At 38.1% G+C, this 18798-nt stretch carries 20 protein-coding genes; 18 read left to right on the top strand and 2 right to left on the bottom strand.

The window, feature by feature from the left end:
• The first annotated feature begins 5 nt into the window (after positions 1 to 5).
• From rodZ to tsf, 11 genes are all read left to right on the top strand, one after another.
• Positions 6 to 833, top strand: coding sequence for a cytoskeleton protein RodZ (rodZ, locus tag QM382_RS08390; RefSeq protein ID WP_414273000.1), 828 nt, complete (start codon positions 6 to 8; stop codon positions 831 to 833).
• A gap of 11 nt (positions 834 to 844) precedes the next feature.
• Positions 845 to 1384 (top strand): CDP-diacylglycerol--glycerol-3-phosphate 3-phosphatidyltransferase, encoded by a 540-nt coding sequence (gene pgsA, locus QM382_RS08385; protein ID WP_004250966.1) that lies wholly within the window; start codon positions 845 to 847, stop codon positions 1382 to 1384.
• A gap of 2 nt (positions 1385 to 1386) precedes the next feature.
• Positions 1387 to 2214, top strand: a complete 828-nt coding sequence (locus tag QM382_RS08380) for an energy-coupling factor ABC transporter ATP-binding protein (RefSeq protein ID WP_414272999.1) — start codon at positions 1387 to 1389, stop codon at positions 2212 to 2214.
• Positions 2199 to 3038 carry an energy-coupling factor transporter ATPase gene (locus QM382_RS08375; protein ID WP_414272998.1) on the top strand — a complete coding sequence of 280 codons (840 nt, stop codon included), beginning with the start codon at positions 2199 to 2201 and terminating at the stop codon, positions 3036 to 3038. Before QM382_RS08380 ends, QM382_RS08375 begins: the two co-directional genes overlap by 16 nt.
• Positions 3031 to 3825: an energy-coupling factor transporter transmembrane component T family protein gene (locus tag QM382_RS08370; protein WP_414272997.1), complete on the top strand. Its 795-nt coding sequence runs from the start codon at positions 3031 to 3033 to the stop codon at positions 3823 to 3825. The genes QM382_RS08375 and QM382_RS08370 overlap by 8 nt, the downstream gene beginning before the upstream one ends.
• A 31-nt stretch (positions 3826 to 3856) precedes the next feature.
• A complete protein-coding gene (gene mreC / locus QM382_RS08365) occupies positions 3857 to 4678 on the top strand; it encodes a rod shape-determining protein MreC (protein WP_414272996.1) in 822 nt (273 codons plus the stop codon).
• Positions 4675 to 5169 (top strand): rod shape-determining protein MreD, encoded by a 495-nt coding sequence (gene mreD / locus QM382_RS08360; RefSeq protein ID WP_025170527.1) that lies wholly within the window; start codon positions 4675 to 4677, stop codon positions 5167 to 5169. Before mreC ends, mreD begins: the two co-directional genes overlap by 4 nt.
• A gap of 92 nt (positions 5170 to 5261) precedes the next feature.
• On the top strand, positions 5262 to 6467 hold the full coding sequence (gene pcsB, locus QM382_RS08355; RefSeq protein WP_414272995.1) for a peptidoglycan hydrolase PcsB: 1206 nt from the start codon (positions 5262 to 5264) through the stop codon (positions 6465 to 6467).
• Positions 6468 to 6674: 207 nt separating this feature from the next.
• Positions 6675 to 7886, top strand: coding sequence for an aminoacyltransferase (locus QM382_RS08350; protein ID WP_414272994.1), 1212 nt, complete (start codon positions 6675 to 6677; stop codon positions 7884 to 7886).
• 279 nt (positions 7887 to 8165) lie between these two features.
• Positions 8166 to 8948 (top strand): 30S ribosomal protein S2, encoded by a 783-nt coding sequence (rpsB, locus tag QM382_RS08345; protein WP_004250981.1) that lies wholly within the window; start codon positions 8166 to 8168, stop codon positions 8946 to 8948.
• A 78-nt stretch (positions 8949 to 9026) separates the two neighbouring features.
• Positions 9027 to 10067: a translation elongation factor Ts gene (gene tsf, locus QM382_RS08340; RefSeq protein WP_414272993.1), complete on the top strand. Its 1041-nt coding sequence runs from the start codon at positions 9027 to 9029 to the stop codon at positions 10065 to 10067.
• 84 nt (positions 10068 to 10151) lie between these two features.
• On the opposite strand, the gene cysK is transcribed toward tsf, so the two are convergent.
• Both cysK and QM382_RS08330 read right to left on the bottom strand, forming a co-directional pair.
• On the bottom strand, positions 10152 to 11078 hold the full coding sequence (gene cysK, locus QM382_RS08335; protein WP_414272992.1) for a cysteine synthase A: 927 nt from the start codon (positions 11076 to 11078) through the stop codon (positions 10152 to 10154).
• Positions 11079 to 11271: 193 nt separating this feature from the next.
• Entirely contained in the window at positions 11272 to 11907 is a 636-nt protein-coding gene (locus tag QM382_RS08330) for a YigZ family protein (protein ID WP_414272991.1), read from the bottom strand.
• Between the two features lie 55 nt (positions 11908 to 11962).
• On the opposite strand from QM382_RS08330, the gene QM382_RS08325 reads away from it, so the two are divergent.
• The 7 genes from QM382_RS08325 (at position 11963) to QM382_RS08295 (ending at position 18787) form a co-directional block, all read left to right on the top strand.
• Entirely contained in the window at positions 11963 to 13261 is a 1299-nt protein-coding gene (locus QM382_RS08325) for a DEAD/DEAH box helicase (RefSeq protein ID WP_414272990.1), read from the top strand.
• Positions 13258 to 13920, top strand: coding sequence for a ComF family protein (locus QM382_RS08320; protein WP_414272989.1), 663 nt, complete (start codon positions 13258 to 13260; stop codon positions 13918 to 13920). The genes QM382_RS08325 and QM382_RS08320 overlap by 4 nt, the downstream gene beginning before the upstream one ends.
• A gap of 79 nt (positions 13921 to 13999) precedes the next feature.
• On the top strand, positions 14000 to 14548 hold the full coding sequence (gene hpf, locus QM382_RS08315) for a ribosome hibernation-promoting factor, HPF/YfiA family (RefSeq protein WP_263394181.1): 549 nt from the start codon (positions 14000 to 14002) through the stop codon (positions 14546 to 14548).
• Positions 14549 to 14700: 152 nt separating this feature from the next.
• Positions 14701 to 16674, top strand: coding sequence for a DHH family phosphoesterase (locus QM382_RS08310; RefSeq protein WP_414272988.1), 1974 nt, complete (start codon positions 14701 to 14703; stop codon positions 16672 to 16674).
• Positions 16671 to 17123 (top strand): 50S ribosomal protein L9, encoded by a 453-nt coding sequence (gene rplI, locus QM382_RS08305; protein WP_016466507.1) that lies wholly within the window; start codon positions 16671 to 16673, stop codon positions 17121 to 17123. Before QM382_RS08310 ends, rplI begins: the two co-directional genes overlap by 4 nt.
• Positions 17124 to 17165: 42 nt before the next feature.
• A complete protein-coding gene (gene dnaB, locus QM382_RS08300; RefSeq protein WP_414272987.1) occupies positions 17166 to 18524 on the top strand; it encodes a replicative DNA helicase in 1359 nt (452 codons plus the stop codon).
• Positions 18521 to 18787 carry a Veg family protein gene (locus tag QM382_RS08295; RefSeq protein WP_414272986.1) on the top strand — a complete coding sequence of 89 codons (267 nt, stop codon included), beginning with the start codon at positions 18521 to 18523 and terminating at the stop codon, positions 18785 to 18787. The genes dnaB and QM382_RS08295 overlap by 4 nt, the downstream gene beginning before the upstream one ends.
• Positions 18788 to 18798 lie beyond the last annotated feature (11 nt).

Below are 18798 nucleotides of genomic sequence, written 5' to 3'. Positions count from 1 at the left end.
TAAGTATGAGAAAAAAAACAATTGGTGAAGTGTTACGTTTAGCAAGAATCAATCAAGGTTTGAGTTTAGAGGAATTGCAGCGCAAGACAGACATTCAACTGAATCTGCTTGAGGCTTTAGAATCAGATGATTTCGACCAATTGCCAAGCCCTTTTTATACACGTTCTTTTTTGAGGAAGTATGCTTGGGCGGTTGAGTTGGATGAAAACCTTGTTTTAGATGCATATGATTCAGGGAGTATGATTACCTATGAGGAAGTTGATGTTGATGAGATAGAACTATCAGGTCGTAGACGTTCTAATCGCAAGAAACGTTCCTTGCTCCCTCTGTTTTACTTTATTCTCTTCTCCTTATCTATTATCATTTTTGTTTCTTATTATGTTTGGAATTATATTCAAACACAACCGACAGCAACAACTTCAGCCAACTATAATGTTGTGACTACGACAACAAGTGCTACAAGTAGTGAAACAACAACTAGCAATCAAACCACTAGCCCATCAAGTTCGAGCGACGCATCAACTGTGACGGTTTCTGGTCAGGGAGATGTTATATCGGTAGAATATAAAACTGCTAAAGATACTGCCGAACTTCAACTATCTGTGACGGATGCAACAAGCTGGATTAGTGTTTCAGATACTGATTTGGCTGGAGGGACTACTCTTGAGCCAAATAATAAAACAGCCAAAACAACAGTTTCTAAAGGATCTCCAGTAACTATCACATTAGGCGTTGTCAAAGGCGTGAAAATCAAGATCGATAATCAGGAAATTGATACTTCGAAATTAACTGGTCAAACTGGCTGGATTACACTGAAATTAGGTTCAAATTAAGGAAGGAAAACATGAAAAAAGAGAATATTCCTAACATACTGACGCTTGGTAGAATTTTATTTATTCCGATTTTTGTTCTCCTTCTATCATTTGGACAATCTCCTGTGTTACATAAAATAGCAGCAATTATTTTTGCCATTGCCAGTATCACTGACTATCTAGATGGCTATTTAGCTAGAAAATGGCAAGTAGTTAGCAATTTTGGGAAATTCGCGGATCCGATGGCTGATAAGTTGTTGGTTATGTCAGCCTTTATCATGCTAGTAGGTTTAAATATGGCTCCTGCTTGGGTGGTGGCTGTTATCATTTGTCGTGAACTTGCAGTTACTGGGTTGCGCTTGCTTTTAGTTGAAACCGGAGGGACTGTTTTAGCTGCAGCAATGCCAGGAAAAATCAAAACATTTAGCCAGATGTTTGCGATTATCTTCTTGTTATTTCATTGGAATTTACTTGGTCAGATAACTCTTTATATCGCTTTGTTCTTTACAGTTTATTCTGGTTATGATTACTTCAAGGGAAGCGCGTATTTGTTTAAAGGAACCTTTCGCTAGATATGGAATCGATTATTGAAATTAAGAATCTGTCATTTCGATACCAGGCAGATCAAGAACACTATGATGTTCATAACATTTCGTTTCACGTGAAACGTGGAGAATGGTTGTCTATCGTTGGTCATAATGGTAGTGGAAAATCAACAACTGTTCGCTTGATTGACGGTTTGCTAGAAGCGGAATCTGGAGAAATTTGGATAGACGGTGATTGCCTAACTCCGGAAAACGTCTGGGAAAAAAGACGTAAGATTGGTATGGTATTTCAAAATCCTGATAACCAATTCGTGGGGGCAACCGTAGAAGATGACGTTGCTTTTGGACTAGAAAACCAAGGGATTCCACTTGAAGAGATGAAGAAGCGAGTTTCTGAAGCTCTGTCATTAGTTGGGATGGCTGAATTTTCTAAAAAGGAACCAGCTCGCTTGTCAGGTGGCCAAAAACAGAGAGTGGCTATCGCAGGCGTTGTCGCCTTGCGACCAGACATTTTAATTTTGGATGAGGCTACAAGCATGTTGGATCCAGAGGGGCGTCTAGAGTTGATTAAGATTGTCCAAAAGATTCGCCAAGATCACCAAATGACAGTGATCTCTATTACGCATGACTTAGATGAGGTGGCCATGAGTGACCGTATTTTGGTGATGAAAAAAGGAGAAATCGAATCAACTAGTACTCCTAGAGAACTATTTTCTAGGTCAGATTTAGATCAAATTGGTTTAGATCAACCCTTTGTCAACCAATTAAAAGAATCTCTACGTACTAGTGGCTTGAAATTACCAGAGCACTACCTGACCGAAGGGGAGCTCGAGGAGGCTTTATGGGAATTATTCTAGACAATGTGAGTTATACGTATCAGGAAGGAACACCCTTTGCCTCATCTGCCTTGTCCGACGTTAATTTGTCAATAGAGGATGGATCTTATACAGCAATTATTGGGCATACAGGAAGCGGGAAATCTACAATTCTTCAACTTTTGAATGGTTTGTTGGTTCCCACAAAGGGAAGTGTTCGTGTCTTTGATACATTAATTACATCAACATCCGTCAATAAGCAAATTCGTCAAATTCGCAAACAAGTGGGCTTAGTCTTTCAGTTTGCAGAAAATCAAATCTTTGAGGAGACTGTCTTAAAAGATGTGGGTTTTGGACCTCAAAATTTTGGAGTCTCTGTAGAAGAGGCAGAAGCTATTGCGCGTGAAAAACTAGCTTTAGTAGGAATTGATGAGTCACTCTTTGGACGTAGTCCCTTTGAGCTTTCAGGCGGACAAATGAGAAGGGTTGCGATTGCTGGTATTTTGGCGATGGAGCCTAGCATTTTGGTCTTAGATGAGCCAACAGCTGGTTTAGATCCAATTGGTCGAAAAGAGTTAATGGCCTTGTTTAAAAAACTTCATCAGGATGGTATCACGATTGTTTTAGTGACCCATCTGATGGATGACGTGGCCGAATTTGCTGACCAAGTTTATGTGATGGAAAAAGGAAAGTTGGTCAAGAGTGGGAAGCCAAGTCTTGTTTTTCAAAATGTCGAATTCATGGAAAAAATCCAATTAGGTGTTCCAAAAATCACAAGATTTGCTCAAAGGCTAGCTGAACGAGGGGTTTCTTTTAAACAATTGCCGATAACGATAGAGGAGTTTAAGGAGTTCATCAATGGATAACATGATTTTAGGTCGTTACATACCAGGAAATTCGATTGTTCATCGTTTGGATCCTCGTAGTAAGTTAGTGGCAATGATTTTATTGATTATGATCGTTTTTTGGGCCAATAATCCAATAACAAATGTGATCCTTTTCGTTGTAACAGGTCTATTTGTAGCCTTATCTGAGGTTCCCTTATCCTTTTTCATAAAAGGTTTGCGGTCTATGTTTTTTCTGATTGCTTTTACAACTCTTTTTCAACTTTTCTTTATCTCTGGTGGAGATGTCTTGTTCGAGATGGGGTTTATTAAAATCACGAGTCATGGCATTGAGCAGGCGGGAATTATTTTTTGTCGCTTTGTGTTGATTATCTTTTTCTCAACTTTGCTTACCTTGACAACCATGCCATTAAGCTTGGCTACAGCAGTTGAGTCCTTGCTTGGACCCTTGAAAAGATTTAAGGTTCCTGTTCATGAAATCGGGCTCATGTTGTCTATGAGTTTACGTTTTGTACCAACCTTAATGGATGATACGATTCGAATTATGAACGCTCAAAAGGCGCGTGGTGTTGATTTTGGAGAAGGAAATATAATCCAAAAAGTTAAGGCTATGATTCCTATTTTGATTCCATTATTCGCTACGAGTTTGAAACGAGCAGATTCTCTTGCTACAGCCATGGAGGCTAGAGGGTATCAAGGTGGGAACGGACGCAGTCAGTACCGGCAGTTGAATTGGATGAATAAAGATAGTGTGGCTTTGCTCCTTGTATGTGTGTTGGGTGGCATTCTATTTTTGTTGAAATCCTAAAGTGAAGTATAGAATACTATAAGGTAGAGGTATGAACCGTTTTAAAAAATCAAAATATATTATTGTTCTATTTGTCGTTATACTAGTAGTTTCTATTTTTTTAGTAACGACAAGATCCAGTACAGTTGTGACAAAAGCTGGAGATGGCATTTCTCTGATAGACAGAATTGTGCAAAAACCATTTCAATGGTTAGAATCTACAAAGTCAGATTTAGGAAATTTGACGAGAGCTTACAATGAGAATGAAACTCTCAAAAAAGAATTCTATCAAATGGAAAAGGAAAAGAATGAAGCAGATCGCTTAAAAGAAGAAAATGAACAACTGCGTCAATTACTAGATATGAAGTCAAAATCAAATGCGACTAAGCTAATTGCTGCGGATGTTATCATGAGAACTCCGGCGACTTGGAAACAAGAGTTAACAGTTAATGTTGGTTCGCAACAAGGTGTATCAACTAGTATGCTTGTTGTTTCTGGTGGAGGATTGGTTGGAAGCGTTGAAAACGTAGAAGACAACTCAACTGTGGTCAATTTATTAACAAATGCTGAAAATACAGAGAAAATTTCTGTTAAAATTCAGCATGGATCTAGTAGTATTTATGGTATTATCATTGGTTATGACAAGGAAAAAGAACTACTAAAAATCAGTCAATTAAACAGCAGTGGCGACATTAGTCAAGGTGACAAAGTGGTAACTGGAGGTTTGGGAAATTTTAATGCTACAGATATCCCTGTAGGAGAAGTCGTATCAGTGACACATAGTACGGACTATCTAACAAGAGAAGTCATGGTTAAATTGCATGCGGATCCAATGAACCTTAAGGTTGTAGAGTTAGTGGGGAATCCATCATGAGACTTTTTAAGCAGATAGGAATGTTTGTACTATTGCCTTTGATTATCTTGATTGATAGCCATTTAGGGCAGTTTGTAAATAGTTTTTTCCCACATATACAAATTGTTAGCCACTTTATTTTTATCTTCTTATTATTTGAAACGATAGAAGTATCTGAGTATCTGTTTTTAGCTTATTGCCTAGTTGTAGGACTTGTATACGATATTTATTTCTTCCATTTGATTGGAATAGCTAGTCTACTATTTGTAATTATTGGAGCAATAGTGTATAAAAGCAACTCAGTTATTTTGTCAAATAGATGGACTCGAGTACTTGCCGTTTTAATGATGACTTTTACATTTGAGTTTGGCAGTTTTATGTTGGCAGAGGCGGTTGGACTAACAGCCGAGAATCTACCTGTTTTTATAGTTTATAGTCTGGGTCCTACTATGATATTGAATTTTATATGGATGTTAGTTTTCCAATATATTTTTGAAAAAATATATCTATGAGAAAGAAACAAAACTGTAATAAAGGCGTAATATTTATTAGGCCTTTTTTTGATATACTAGTATTGTCTTTTTAAAGAAGGAGTATTTACACTATGAAGAAAAAAATTCTAGCATCACTCTTATTAAGTACAGTATTAGTTTCACAAGGAGCTGTACTTTCAAGTGTCCAAGCTAATACAACAGATGAAAAAATTGCTGCTCAAGATAGCAAAATCAGTGAATTGACAACACAACAAAAGGAAGCTCAAAAACAAGTTGATGAGATTCAAACTCAAGTAACAGCTATTCAAACGGAACAAGAAAAGTTGCAAGCTGAGAATGAAAAACTTCAAGAAGAGTCTAAAAAACTTGAAGGTGAAATCACAGAGCTTTCAAAAAATATCGTAGCTCGTAATGAATCGCTTGAAAACCAAGCTCGTAGTGCACAAACTAACGGAACTGCTACAAGCTACATTAATACAATTATTAACTCTAACTCAATCACAGAAGCTATTTCTCGTGTAGCAGCTATGAGTGAAATTGTCTCAGCAAACAATAAAATGTTGCAACAACAAAAAGAAGATAAAAAAGCTATCTCTGAAAAACAGGTTGCAAACAATGATGCAATCAACACAGTTATTGCCAACCAACAAACACTTGCTGATGACGCTCAATCCTTGACAACAAAACAGGCAGAATTGAAAGCCGCTGAGTTGAATCTTGCAGCAGAAAAAGCTACCGCAGAAAGTGAAAAAGCTACTTTGTTAGAGCAAAAAGCAGCAGCTGAAGCAGAAGCTAAGGCAGCAGCTGAAGCAGAAGCAGCATACAAAGCGAAACAAACAAGTCAACAACAAACAGTTGCTGCTTCAGCAAATACAACCTTTGCAGCACAAGTACAAGCAACTTCAAGCTCATCATCAGACGATGATTCAAGCTACACACCTGCAGTAACTACTGTAAGTCAGCGCCCAACCTATAGTTCAAATGCATCAAGTTATCCTGTAGGTCAATGTACATGGGGTGCAAAAACTTTAGCACCATGGGCTGGCGATTACTGGGGAAATGGTGGCCAATGGGCTGCAAGTGCAGCGGCTGCAGGTTTCCGTACAGGTTCTACACCACAAGTTGGTGCAATTGCTTCATGGGATGATGGAGGCTACGGTCACGTAGCAGTTGTTACGGCTGTTGAATCATCAACTCGTATTCAAGTTTCTGAATGTAACTATGATGGTAGTGGAACTCAACCAATTGGAAATTATCGTGGATGGTTTAATCCGACAGCATCAAGAGGTACTGTAAGATACATTTATCCAAACTAATATACTGATTATTACTAAATTTAGGGTGAGGTTTTATAAATCTCACCCTTTGTATAGTGCTGAAAAATAAATTTCATAATATCATTAGTTGTCATTGACATATTATTTTCGTATTCGTTTAGGTAAAGCAATACGAAATATAGAGAATTAGCACATAAGCAAGCTAATGAAGATAAAATAGATTTTAAGAGAGTTGGTACTGGAATTATGTTTACGTATAAAATAAATGTTGATGTGAAAGAGTGGGATTTGTTTTTAGAAAATCATCCTCAAGGAAATTTATTGCAGAGTAGTGATTGGTCCAAGATAAAGGATACTTGGGGAAATGAGAGAGTTGGCTTTTATAAAGAGGATCAACTAGTTGGAGTAGCGAATATCTTAATTCAGCCACTACCATTAGGACTTTCTATGTTCTATATTCCACGAGGTCCAGTAATTGACTATGAAGATAAAGAACTTCTGAAATTTGTACTTTTGACGTTGAAAAAACTTGCTAAAAAAAGCCATGCAATAATGGTTAAATTTGATCCAAGTTTATTTATCAGTAGAGGTCTTATTGGGCAAGAAACTATTCAAAACTCTAAAACTTTTGAAATTATTGAAGAACTGAAAAAAAATAAAGTTTATTGGACAGGCTTAACAAAGGATATGGCAGAAAATATACAACCACGTTTTCAAGCCAATATTCATAAAGAAAACTTCTCACTAGATCAATTATCCAAGTCTACTAAGCAGGCTATCCGAACTGCAAGAAATAAAGGATTGGAAGTAAAATTCGGTGGACTCGACTTAATAGATGAATTTTCATTTTTAATGAAGAAAACAGAGTCTCGTAAGAACATTAGTTTACGAGGCAAAGATTATTATCAAAAGTTACTGAACACTTATCCTGATCACTCCTTTATCACACTGAGCTATTTAGATTTACCTAATAGATTGAAAGAAGTTGAGAATCAACTCGAAAAGAATCTAAAAACAGCGCAGAAGTTTACAGATAAAACGAAAGAAGGCAAAGTAAAAGAGAATCAGCAAGAGAGAAAACGGTTAGAGGAAGAGGTTTCTTTTCTTAAGAGCCATATTGATAGAGGGGACAATATCGTCCCATTATCTGGAACTTTGACCATCGAATTTGGAAAAACCTCAGAAAACTTATATGCTGGAATGAATGAAGAGTTTAGACACTATCAACCTGCTATTCCTACATGGTTTGAGACAGCTCAACATTCATTTGAACGTGGGGCAGAGACTCATAATATGGGTGGAATTGAAAACAACTTAGAAGGCGGGTTATTTAATTTTAAATCTAAATTTAATCCCACAATTGAGGAGTTTGCTGGTGAGTTTAACTATCCAACTAGCTCATTGTATTTCTTGTTTAATATAGCCTATAAAATCCGCAAGAAACTTCGAAGTAGATAGGATGAACTAATTATTTTGCTACTACATTAAATTTTTAAAAATTAGCTATTAGAACATCTCAGCAGTATATGTTGAGATGTTTTAAATTTAGAGTGCTTACGAGTAATTTAATAAGGAGAAAATAACAAAATCACTTGAAATAAAGCTCCAATTATGATAAAATGAAACTTGTCGTGTGAACGATAATACTCATTCTTGATGAATTGTGGATCGGTTGCCTTTGGGTTGTTTTGCAAGTTGAAATCAAGAAGAGGAAAAAACAAAAAAGGAGAAATACTCATGGCAGTAATTTCAATGAAACAACTTCTTGAGGCTGGTGTACACTTTGGTCACCAAACTCGTCGCTGGAACCCTAAGATGGCTAAGTACATCTTCACTGAGCGTAACGGAATCCACGTTATCGACTTGCAACAAACTGTAAAATATGCTGACCAAGCATACGACTTTATGCGTGATGCAGCAGCTAACGATGCAGTTGTATTGTTTGTTGGTACTAAGAAACAAGCTGCTGACGCTGTTAAAGAAGAAGCAGAACGTTCAGGTCAATACTACATCAACCACCGTTGGTTGGGTGGTACCCTTACTAACTGGGGAACAATCCAAAAACGTATCGCTCGTTTGAAAGAAATCAAACGCATGGAAGAAGAAGGAATCTTCGACGTTCTTCCTAAGAAAGAAGTTGCACTTCTTAACAAACAACGCGCTCGTCTTGAAAAATTCTTGGGTGGTATCGAAGACATGCCTCGCATTCCAGATGTAATGTACGTAGTTGACCCACATAAAGAGCAAATCGCTGTTAAAGAAGCTAAAAAATTGGGTATCCCAGTTGTAGCGATGGTTGACACAAACACTGATCCAGATGATATCGATGTAATCATCCCAGCTAACGATGACGCTATCCGCGCAGTTAAGTTGATCACAGCTAAATTGGCAGACGCTATCATCGAAGGTCGCCAAGGTGAAGATGCTGTAGCAGCAGTTGAAGCAGAATTTGCAGCTTCAGAAGCTCAAGCAGACTCAATCGAAGAAATCGTTGAAGTTGTAGAAGGCGACAACGCTTAATTCAAATAAGTAATCATTACCTAGGAGGGCGGGGCTTAGCCCGGCTCTCCTATTTTTAAAAAATATAGGAGAATCAAAATGGCAGAAATTACAGCTAAACTTGTTAAAGAGTTGCGTGAAAAATCTGGTGCTGGTGTCATGGACGCTAAGAAAGCATTGGTCGAAGTTGAAGGTGATATCGAAAAAGCGATTGAATTGCTTCGCGAAAAAGGTATGGCTAAGGCAGCTAAAAAAGCTGACCGTGTTGCTGCTGAAGGTTTGACTGGTGTATTTGTTAACGGTAACGTCGCAGCAGTAGTTGAAGTAAATGCTGAAACTGACTTCGTTGCGAAAAACGCTCAATTCGTTGAATTGGTAAATGCAACTGCGAAAGTCATCGCTGAAGGTAAACCAGCTAACAACGAAGAAGCTCTTGCTTTGACAATGCCTTCAGGAGAAACTCTTGAAGCTGCATACGTATCTGCAACAGCTACAATCGGTGAAAAAATCTCATTCCGTCGTTTTGCTTTGCTCGAAAAAACAGATACTCAACACTTTGGTGCTTACCAACACAATGGCGGACGCATCGGTGTTATCTCTGTCATCGAAGGTGGAGACGAAGCGCTTGCTAAACAAATCTCAATGCACATCGCTGCAATGAAACCAACTGTTCTTTCATACAAAGAATTGGATGAGCAATTTGTTAAAGATGAATTGGCACAATTGAACCATGTTATCGACCAAGATAACGAAAGCCGTGCAATGGTTGGTAAACCAGCTCTTCCACACTTGAAGTATGGTTCAAAAGCTCAATTGACTGACGAAGTAATCGCTCAAGCTGAGGAAGATATCAAAGCTGAATTGGCAGCTGAAGGTAAACCAGAAAAAATCTGGGATAAAATCATCCCAGGTAAAATGGACCGCTTCATGCTCGACAATACTAAAGTTGACCAAGCATACACACTTCTTGCACAAGTTTACATCATGGATGACAGCAAGACAGTTGAAGCATACCTTGAATCAGTTAACGCTTCAGTAGTTGAGTTCGCTCGCTTTGAAGTTGGTGAAGGTATCGAGAAAGCTGCGAATGACTTTGAAGCTGAAGTTGCAGCTACAATGGCAGCAGCCTTGAATAACTAATCATATAAAAGGAAGCAATTTGCTTCCTTTTTCTTTTATAAAAATTTAAAAGCCCTTTAACAAGGGCTTTGTGTATTTAGGAGACTACACTTCAAATTCATAGAGCGCTGTAGATAGATAACGTTCTCCGTTATCTGGTGCGAGTGCAAGTACTTTTTTACCTGCTCCAAGTTTTTTAGCAACTTCAATAGCTGCATAGATAGCTGCAGCAGAAGAAATACCTACTAAGAAACCTTCTTTTCCACCGATTTCACGACCAAGTGCAAGAGCATTATCTGATGTTACGCGAACGATGCCATCGTAAGCTTTTGTGTCAAGTGTTTCTGGGATGAATCCAGCAGAGATACCTTGAATTTTATGAGGTCCAGGTTTTTCACCAGATAAGATAGCTGATTCGTCTGCCTCAACTGCAAAAACTTGAATGTTTGAATTAGCAGCTTTAAGGGCGTGAGAGACACCAGAAATAGTTCCTCCAGTACCAACACCAGCAACAAAGGCATCTAAACCATCAGTTCCGAAATCAGCTAGAATTTCAGCTCCTGTTGTTCTTTCGTGAACTTCTGGGTTAGCTTGGTTGACGAATTGTAAAGGTAGGAAACCATCGCGCTCAGCAGCAATTTCTTGCGCTTTCGCAATCGCACCTTTCATCCCTTCGCTACCAGGAGTAAGGACTAGTTCAGCACCATAAGCTTGGATGATTTTACGGCGTTCAACACTCATTGTTTCAGGCATAACGATAACAACTTTATAGCCTTTAGCAGCACCAACCCATGAAAGACCAATACCAGTATTACCACTTGTTGCTTCTACAATAGTAGAACCCGGTTTCAGTTTCCCTTCTTGCTCTGCTTTTTCAATCATGCTAAGAGCAATACGGTCTTTAACCGATGAACCTGGGTTGAAAGCTTCCAGTTTTACATAAACATCTGCTGCACCTTCTGGTACAATGTTATTCAATTTAACAATCGGTGTTTTTCCGATGAGTTCAGTGATATTGTTATAAATAGCCATGTTAGCACCTCTTTATATAAGATGCTTCTAGTATAACGCTAACTTTGCCTTTTGTAAAATATAGAAATCCTATCAAAGTGATAGGATTTTTTTATATCAATAATCAAAACTGTTAATTCTCAGACGGTTTTGTTCGCTAAAATTTCCAGCGACTCCATTGCTTCATTTCCGAAAACTATATTTTTTTTCCTGTTTAAGCTAAGTCAACAGGAACTTCAACTTCTCGTAAACCTTGGTCTATTAAGGTGACTTTCCCATTGAAAAATTCGATAAGGGCTGCTTTGATACCTTCTTTATCCTCTTTATCAACAAAGATCATCGTTTCAACTTGATCTGTAAAGTTGCTTTCAAGTTCTATAAGATGATGTTCTTTAAGAAAGTTCCCATATTCTTGATATTGAGCATAGGTCATGTGAATCTGAATGCCTGCTTGCTCTTTGATTTCAATGATGCCAATTTCTTGGACTGCCAATGCGACACTTCCTGCATAAGCGCGAATGAGGCCTCCGGCACCCAGCTTAACACCACCGAAATAACGAGTAACAACCACGCAAACATTGGTCAAATTGTGATTTTCTAGAACTCCTAGCATAGGCACACCAGCAGTTCCACTTGGCTCACCATCATCACTAGTTCGTTTAATTTCGCTACGTTCCCCGATTATAAAAGCAGAGCAATTGTGAGTCGCTTTATAGTGTTCTTTCTTAATAGCTGTGATGAAAGCACGAGCCTCTTCTTCACTATAGACACGTTTTGCATGACAAATAAATCGCGATTTTTTGATTTCTTCTTGGACTTGTCCGTCCTCTTTAATTGTTCTAAATTCCATGGCTTAATTGTACTAAAAAATCATATAAAGCGCTAGTTTTTCCGAACATATAAGTATGAAAGTAAATCCAAATTATCTAGGCCGACTTTTTACAGAACAAGAATTAAGTGTAGAAGAACGACAACTGGCAGTAAAACTGCAGAGTATGAAAAAAGAGAAGGGAAAGCTTGTTTGTCAACGATGCGATAGTATGATTCAAGAGGAATGGAAATTACCCATTGATGCATACTACTGTCGCGAATGTTTGTTAATGAAGCGAGTAAGGAGCGATCAAGCGTTATACTACTTCCCTCAGGAAGAATTTCCTAAGCAAGATGTTCTTAAATGGCAGGGACAATTAACTCCTTTTCAAGGGAAAGTATCAGAAGGTTTGCTTCAAGCAGTAGAAAGTCAGCAACCGACCTTAGTTCATGCCGTGACTGGGGCAGGAAAGACAGAGATGATTTATCAAGTTGTTGCCCAGGTTATTAATGACGGCGGGGCAGTTTGTCTAGCCAGCCCCCGTATAGATGTTTGCTTAGAATTACATAAGCGATTACAGAACGATTTTGATTGTGAAATTGCGTTACTGCATGGCGAGTCTGAACCATACTTTCGAACACCCCTAGTTGTTGCAACAACGCATCAATTATTAAAGTTTTATCACGCTTTTGATTTATTAATAGTAGATGAAGTAGATGCATTCCCCTATGTTGACAACAAGATACTTTACAAAGCTGTAAACAATTGTGTAAAGGAAAATGGACTCAGAATTTTTCTCACTGCAACTTCTACAGATGAGTTGGATAAAAAGGTTCGCTTAGGAGAGTTGAAAAGGCTGAACTTGCCAAGGCGGTTTCATGGAAATCCTTTGATTATTCCCAAACCAGTCTGGTTATCAGAATTGGACAGTTGCTTAGAAAAACTTCGTTTACCAGCAAGGCTAAAAAGCTATATTGAAAAACAAAGAAAAACTGGCTATCCTTTACTCATTTTTGCATCCGAGATCAAAAAAGGGGAAAAGTTAAAGGAAATCTTGCAGCTACAGTTTCCAAATGAGAAGATTGGTTTTGTATCTTCAGTTACTGAGGACCGATTAGAACAAGTTCAAGCATTTAGGGATAAGGAATTAACGATATTGATAAGTACAACCATATTGGAACGAGGAGTTACCTTCCCTTGTGTAGATGTAGTTGTAGTTGAGGCTAATCATCGCCTCTTTACAAAATCAAGTCTCATTCAAATTGGAGGGCGTGTAGGTCGAAGTATGGATAGACCAACTGGAGATTTAATTTTCTTTCATGATGGATTAAATCGTTCGATTAAGAATGCTATAAAAGAAATTAAACTGATGAACAAGGAGGCTGGATTATGACTTGTTTACTATGTGGACAACATTTGAAAAGCAATCTAACCTTTAGCAATCTCCTCTTGTTGAAAAAAGAGGAGATTGCAGTCTGTGTAACTTGTTCCGAAAGTTTTGAAAGGATTGGGGAAGAACATTGCCCAAACTGTCATAAAGAAGGGCTGTCAACTTCGTGTAAAGACTGTCAACTTTGGTGTAAAGAAGGGATTGATGTAGAGCACCAAGCAATTTTTGTTTATAATCAAGCAATGAAAGACTTTTTTAGTCGTTATAAATTTGATGGTGATTATATATTACGAAAGGTTTTTGCGTTGATTTTGAGGGATTTTCTAATCAACTATAGGGACTACCATTTTCTTTTAATCCCATTAAGTCCTGAGAGATATGCAACAAGAGGTTTTAATCAGGTTGCAGGTTTAATAGAAGCTACAGGTCTTTCCTATGAGAATCTTTTAGAAAAAAGAGAAGAGAGAGCGAGTTCTTCAAAAACTCGTTCAGAACGTTTAGCGACTGAACTTCCGTTTTTTATTAAGAATGGCGCCACGGTTCCTAAAAAGATTTTATTGATTGATGATATATATACTACAGGAGTGACACTGAATCGTGTGAAAAAACTACTTGAGAATGCAGGTGCAGAAGAAGTTAGAACATTTTCCCTCGTAAGATGAGGAAAAAGATTGCAATAATTTTTTGAAAGCGTTATAATAAATATAGAAAAACAAATATGTTTAGAAAGAAGGTACTTATATGATTAAATATAGTATCCGTGGTGAAAACCTAGAAGTAACAGAAGCAATTCGTGATTATGTAGTTTCTAAACTCGAAAAGATCGAAAAATACTTCCAAGCAGATCAAGAACTAGATGCACGTGTAAACTTGAAAGTATATCGTGAAAAGACTGCTAAGGTAGAAGTAACGATTCCACTTGGATCTATTACCCTTCGTGCAGAAGACGTTTCTCAAGATATGTATGGATCTATTGATTTGGTGACAGATAAGATTGAGCGTCAAATCCGTAAGAATAAGACTAAAATTGAACGCAAAAACAGAAACAAAGTTTCTACTAGCCAATTATTTACAGATGCTTTGGTTGAAGAGGCAGATGCAGCTCAACCTAAAGTTGTTCGTTCAAAACAAATTGATTTAAAACCAATGGATCTTGAAGAAGCACTTCTTCAAATGGACCTATTGGGCCATGATTTCTTCATTTACATTGATGTTGAAGATGAAACAACGAATGTCATTTATCGACGCGAAGATGGAGACATTGGTCTTCTTGAAGTAAAAGAATCATAATTCTTAGTATGGTTAGATTAAAAAGGTGGTTTACACTAGTGTAAACCACCTTTTGTATTCATGTGCACTACATCTGAGCACAAGTGCTATTCCTTCTTTAAAGGTCGCTTTTTTAGTGCAAATATGGTATAATATTGCGCAAGAGGTTTATAATGAAAAAAAATGAAATGAATCCCTTTTTTATATACTTATTTGCTGGGGTTGCCTTTATAATCATGACTGTATTAGTTATTTTTCTACAAAATAACATAGTCACAATAGCATGCTTATTTTTCTTGATGGTGGCATTTCTTTTGCTATTTTATTTTCAGAAGAAATCTTATCAGAAAACAGAAATTGAACAAATTCAGTACGTAAATCATCAGGCGGAAGATAGTTTAAGTTCACTTTTAGAACAGATGCCTGTTGGAGTTGTCAAGATAAACATGGAAAGTAGTGAGATTGAGTGGTTCAATCCCTACGCTGAATTAATGTTGACAACGGAAGATGGAGAAATTGACCTTCCTCAACTTCAAGAAATTATAAAAACATCCATATCTTCGCCTGGAATTTATGCAAATGTGGGGGAAAAACGTTATGCAGTGCATCTAGATAGAAATTCTGGCGTGCTCTACTTTTTTGACGTTTCTGGAGAGTACGAAGCCACAGTAGAATTGGTTACAAGTCGCCCTGTTATTGGTATTATTTCGGTAGATAATTATGATGATTTAGAGGACGAAACATCTGAATCAGACATCAGTCATATTAATAGTTTTGTCGCAAATTTTGTATCAGAATTTACTGGAAAATATCAGATGTTTTCTCGTAGAGTGACCATGGATCGTTTTTACTTATTTACCGACTATACGGTATTAGAGCAATTGATGCAGGATAAATTTTCTGTAATTGATACCTTCCGTGAAGAAGCTAAGCAGAGAGATTTAGCCTTAACCATGAGTATGGGCTTGTCATACGGTGATGGCGATCATGAGGGTATTGGTAAAGTTGCTTTATCAAATCTCAACCTTGCAGAAGTTCGAGGGGGAGACCAGGTCGTTGTAAAAGAAAATGATGAGACGAAAAATCCAATTTATTTTGGTGGTGGTTCTGCAGCTTCTATTAAGCGAACAAGAACACGTACAAGAGCAATGATGACGGCAATCTCTGAAAAGTTGAGAAGCGTTGACCATGTCTTCGTGGTTGGTCATAAAAACTTAGACATGGATGCTTTAGGCTCTGCTGTTGGTATGCAATTGTTCTCGAGTAACGTCTTGGATGATAGTTATGTGGTCTATGATGCAGAACAAATGTCTCCGGACATTCATCGTGCCATTCAATTTTTAGAGAATGAGGGAGTAACAAAACTCATCCCTCTAACTCAAGCTATGGGAATGGTCACTAATCGTTCCTTGCTAGTGATGGTGGACCACTCTAAGACAGCTTTAACCTTGTCAAAAGAGTTTTATGATTTGTTCACACAAACGATTGTTATTGACCACCATAGACGAGATCAAGATTTCCCAGATAATGCGGTTATTACCTATATAGAGAGTGGAGCAAGTAGCGCGAGTGAGCTTGTAACAGAGTTAATCCAATTCCAAAACTCTAAGAAATCACGATTGAGTCGTATTCAAGCAAGTGTTCTGATGGGCGGTATGATGCTAGATACCAAGAATTTCACCTCTCGTGTGACTAGCCGAACATTTGACGTAGCGAGCTATCTAAGAACACGTGGAAGTGATAGTGTTGTAATTCAGGAACTTGCGGCGACTGACTTTGAAGAGTATCGATTGGTGAATGAACTCATCTTACAAGGACAGGCTGTACAACCTTCTATTCTTGTCGCTCAGGCCAAGGATACTAAGGAATATGATACTGTAGTGATTAGTAAGGCAGCCGATACGATGCTGGCCATGTCAGGTATTGAAGCTAGTTTTGTCATTGCAAAAAACCGCCAAGGGGATATTTCCATTTCTGCACGAAGTCGTAGTAAGATTAATGTGCAACGGATTATGGAAGAATTGGGTGGTGGAGGCCACTTCAACCTGGCAGCTGCTCGACTTACAGATATGAGTCTGCAAGAAGCAGGTGATAAATTGAAAACCATTATTTCTAATGAACTTAGTGAAAAGGAGACAGAGGAATGAAAGTAATCTTTTTAGCAGATGTAAAAGGAAAAGGAAAAAAAGGCGAAATCAAGGAAGTTCCAACAGGTTATGCACAAAACTTTTTGATTAAGAAAAATCTTGCTAAAGAAGCGACTTCCCAAGCAATTGGCGAGTTGCGTGGTAAGCAAAAATCTGAAGAAAAAGCACATGCTCAACTTCTTGCAGAAGCACAAGAAATTAAGGCAAAACTTGAAGCTGAAGAAACAATTGTTGAGTTTGTTGAAAAAGTTGGTCCAGATGGAAGAACTTTTGGTTCAATTACTAGCAAGAAAATTGCGGAAGAGCTTCAAAAACAATTTGGAATTAAAATTGATAAACGCCATATTCAAGTCCAATCTCCAATTCGTGCGGTTGGCTTGATTGATGTTCCTGTAAAAATTTATCAGGATGTAACTGGTGTCATCAATCTTCGTGTAAAAGAAGGCTAATCTAGATTTGAGTAATGATTTTGTAAAAGGAAGGGAAATCTGATGGCAGAAGTAGAGGAACTACGAGTTCAGCCCCAGGATATCTTGGCAGAACAATCAGTATTGGGAGCTATATTTATCGATGAGAGTAAACTCGTGTTTGTTCGAGAATATATTGACTCTCGAGACTTCTTTAAGTATGCTCACCGTTTGATTTTTCAGGCCATGGTTGATTTGTCAGATCGTGGCGAAGCTATTGATGCAACAACTGTTCGTACGATTTTAGACAATCAAGGTGACTTGCAAAATATTGGTGGGCTATCCTACCTTGTTGAAATTATCAACTCTGTACCGACCTCTGCTAACGCTGAGTACTATGCAAAGATTGTAGCAGAGAAGGCTATGCTTCGTCGCCTGATTGCTAAGTTGACAGAATCTGTCAATCAAGCTTATGAAGCGTCTAGTCCTGTGGATGAAATTATTGCTCAGGCAGAAAAGGGCTTGATTGATGTTAGCGAAAATGCCAATCGTAGTGGGTTTAGAAATATTCGTGATATCCTAAACCTAAACTTTGGAAATTTGGAAACTCGCTCCCAACAAACATCCGATATTACAGGAATTGCGACCGGTTATCAAGACTTGGATCATATGACTACCGGTTTACACGAGGAAGAGTTGATTATTATAGCGGCTCGTCCTGCTGTTGGTAAGACGGCCTTTGCTTTAAATATTGCTCAAAACATTGGAACTAAGCTAGACAAGACCGTTGCAATTTTCTCTCTCGAGATGGGGGCCGAGAGTTTGGTCGACCGTATGTTGGCTGCCGAAGGGCTAGTAGAGTCTCATTCTATCCGTACAGGACAACTGACTGAAGAAGAATGGCGCAAATATACGATTGCTCAGGGGAATCTTGCTAAAGCAAGCATCTATATTGACGATACACCTGGAATCCGAATTACAGAGATTCGATCACGCGCCAGAAAATTGGCTCAGGAAACAGGCAATCTTGGATTGATCTTGATTGACTACCTGCAGCTAATTACAGGGACTGGTCGTGAAAATCGTCAACAAGAGGTTTCAGAGATTTCACGTCAGTTGAAAATTCTGGCCAAGGAATTGAAGGTTCCCGTTATCGCGCTAAGTCAGTTGTCACGTAGTGTTGAACAACGTCAAGATAAAAGGCCTGTACTATCAGATATTCGTGAGTCGGGATCTATCGAGCAGGATGCGGATATCGTCGCCTTTCTCTATCGTGATGACTATTACGAGCGTGGTGGGGAAGAAGAGGAAGGTCTTCCTAATAACAAGGTAGAAGTGATTATCGAGAAAAACCGTAGCGGTGCACGTGGAACGGTAGAATTGATTTTCCAAAAAGAATATAACAAATTCTCAAGCATTTCGAAGAGAGAGGAACAAAGATGACAGATGCATTTACAGATGTAGCCAAGATGAAAAAAATCAAGGAAGAAATCAAGGCACATGAAGGACAAGTCGTGGAGATGACCTTGGAAAATGGTCGTAAACGTCAAAAGAATCGCTTGGGAAGACTTATTGAAGTTTATCCATCACTCTTTATCGTTGAATTTGGGGATATTGAAGGGGACAAACAGGCCAACGTCTATGTTGAATCCTTCACGTATTCTGATATTTTAACGGAAAAGAATTTGATTCACTATTTGGATTAAGCTTGAAAGTG

Origin of the sequence: Streptococcus infantis (assembly GCF_047465185.1) — a bacterium.
GTDB lineage: Bacteria > Bacillota > Bacilli > Lactobacillales > Streptococcaceae > Streptococcus > Streptococcus infantis_O.
The sequence above is the reverse complement of the archived record's forward strand: the minus strand, read 5'-3'. Positions and strand labels throughout refer to the sequence as shown.

Bases quoted from the DNA above. Each gene is read 5' to 3' on its own strand.
- rodZ (WP_414273000.1), top strand. From the start codon at position 6: ATGAGAAAAAAAACAATTGGTGAAGTGTTACGTTTAGCAAGAATCAAT.
- pgsA (WP_004250966.1), top strand. From the start codon at position 845: ATGAAAAAAGAGAATATTCCTAACATACTGACGCTTGGTAGAATTTTA.
- QM382_RS08380 (WP_414272999.1), top strand. From the start codon at position 1,387: ATGGAATCGATTATTGAAATTAAGAATCTGTCATTTCGATACCAGGCA.
- QM382_RS08375 (WP_414272998.1), top strand. From the start codon at position 2,199: ATGGGAATTATTCTAGACAATGTGAGTTATACGTATCAGGAAGGAACA.
- QM382_RS08370 (WP_414272997.1), top strand. From the start codon at position 3,031: ATGGATAACATGATTTTAGGTCGTTACATACCAGGAAATTCGATTGTT.
- mreC (WP_414272996.1), top strand. From the start codon at position 3,857: ATGAACCGTTTTAAAAAATCAAAATATATTATTGTTCTATTTGTCGTT.
- mreD (WP_025170527.1), top strand. From the start codon at position 4,675: ATGAGACTTTTTAAGCAGATAGGAATGTTTGTACTATTGCCTTTGATT.
- pcsB (WP_414272995.1), top strand. From the start codon at position 5,262: ATGAAGAAAAAAATTCTAGCATCACTCTTATTAAGTACAGTATTAGTT.
- QM382_RS08350 (WP_414272994.1), top strand. From the start codon at position 6,675: ATGTTTACGTATAAAATAAATGTTGATGTGAAAGAGTGGGATTTGTTT.
- rpsB (WP_004250981.1), top strand. From the start codon at position 8,166: ATGGCAGTAATTTCAATGAAACAACTTCTTGAGGCTGGTGTACACTTT.
- tsf (WP_414272993.1), top strand. From the start codon at position 9,027: ATGGCAGAAATTACAGCTAAACTTGTTAAAGAGTTGCGTGAAAAATCT.
- cysK (WP_414272992.1), bottom strand. From the start codon at position 11,078: ATGGCTATTTATAACAATATCACTGAACTCATCGGAAAAACACCGATT.
- QM382_RS08330 (WP_414272991.1), bottom strand. From the start codon at position 11,907: ATGGAATTTAGAACAATTAAAGAGGACGGACAAGTCCAAGAAGAAATC.
- QM382_RS08325 (WP_414272990.1), top strand. From the start codon at position 11,963: ATGAAAGTAAATCCAAATTATCTAGGCCGACTTTTTACAGAACAAGAA.
- QM382_RS08320 (WP_414272989.1), top strand. From the start codon at position 13,258: ATGACTTGTTTACTATGTGGACAACATTTGAAAAGCAATCTAACCTTT.
- hpf (WP_263394181.1), top strand. From the start codon at position 14,000: ATGATTAAATATAGTATCCGTGGTGAAAACCTAGAAGTAACAGAAGCA.
- QM382_RS08310 (WP_414272988.1), top strand. From the start codon at position 14,701: ATGAAAAAAAATGAAATGAATCCCTTTTTTATATACTTATTTGCTGGG.
- rplI (WP_016466507.1), top strand. From the start codon at position 16,671: ATGAAAGTAATCTTTTTAGCAGATGTAAAAGGAAAAGGAAAAAAAGGC.
- dnaB (WP_414272987.1), top strand. From the start codon at position 17,166: ATGGCAGAAGTAGAGGAACTACGAGTTCAGCCCCAGGATATCTTGGCA.
- QM382_RS08295 (WP_414272986.1), top strand. From the start codon at position 18,521: ATGACAGATGCATTTACAGATGTAGCCAAGATGAAAAAAATCAAGGAA.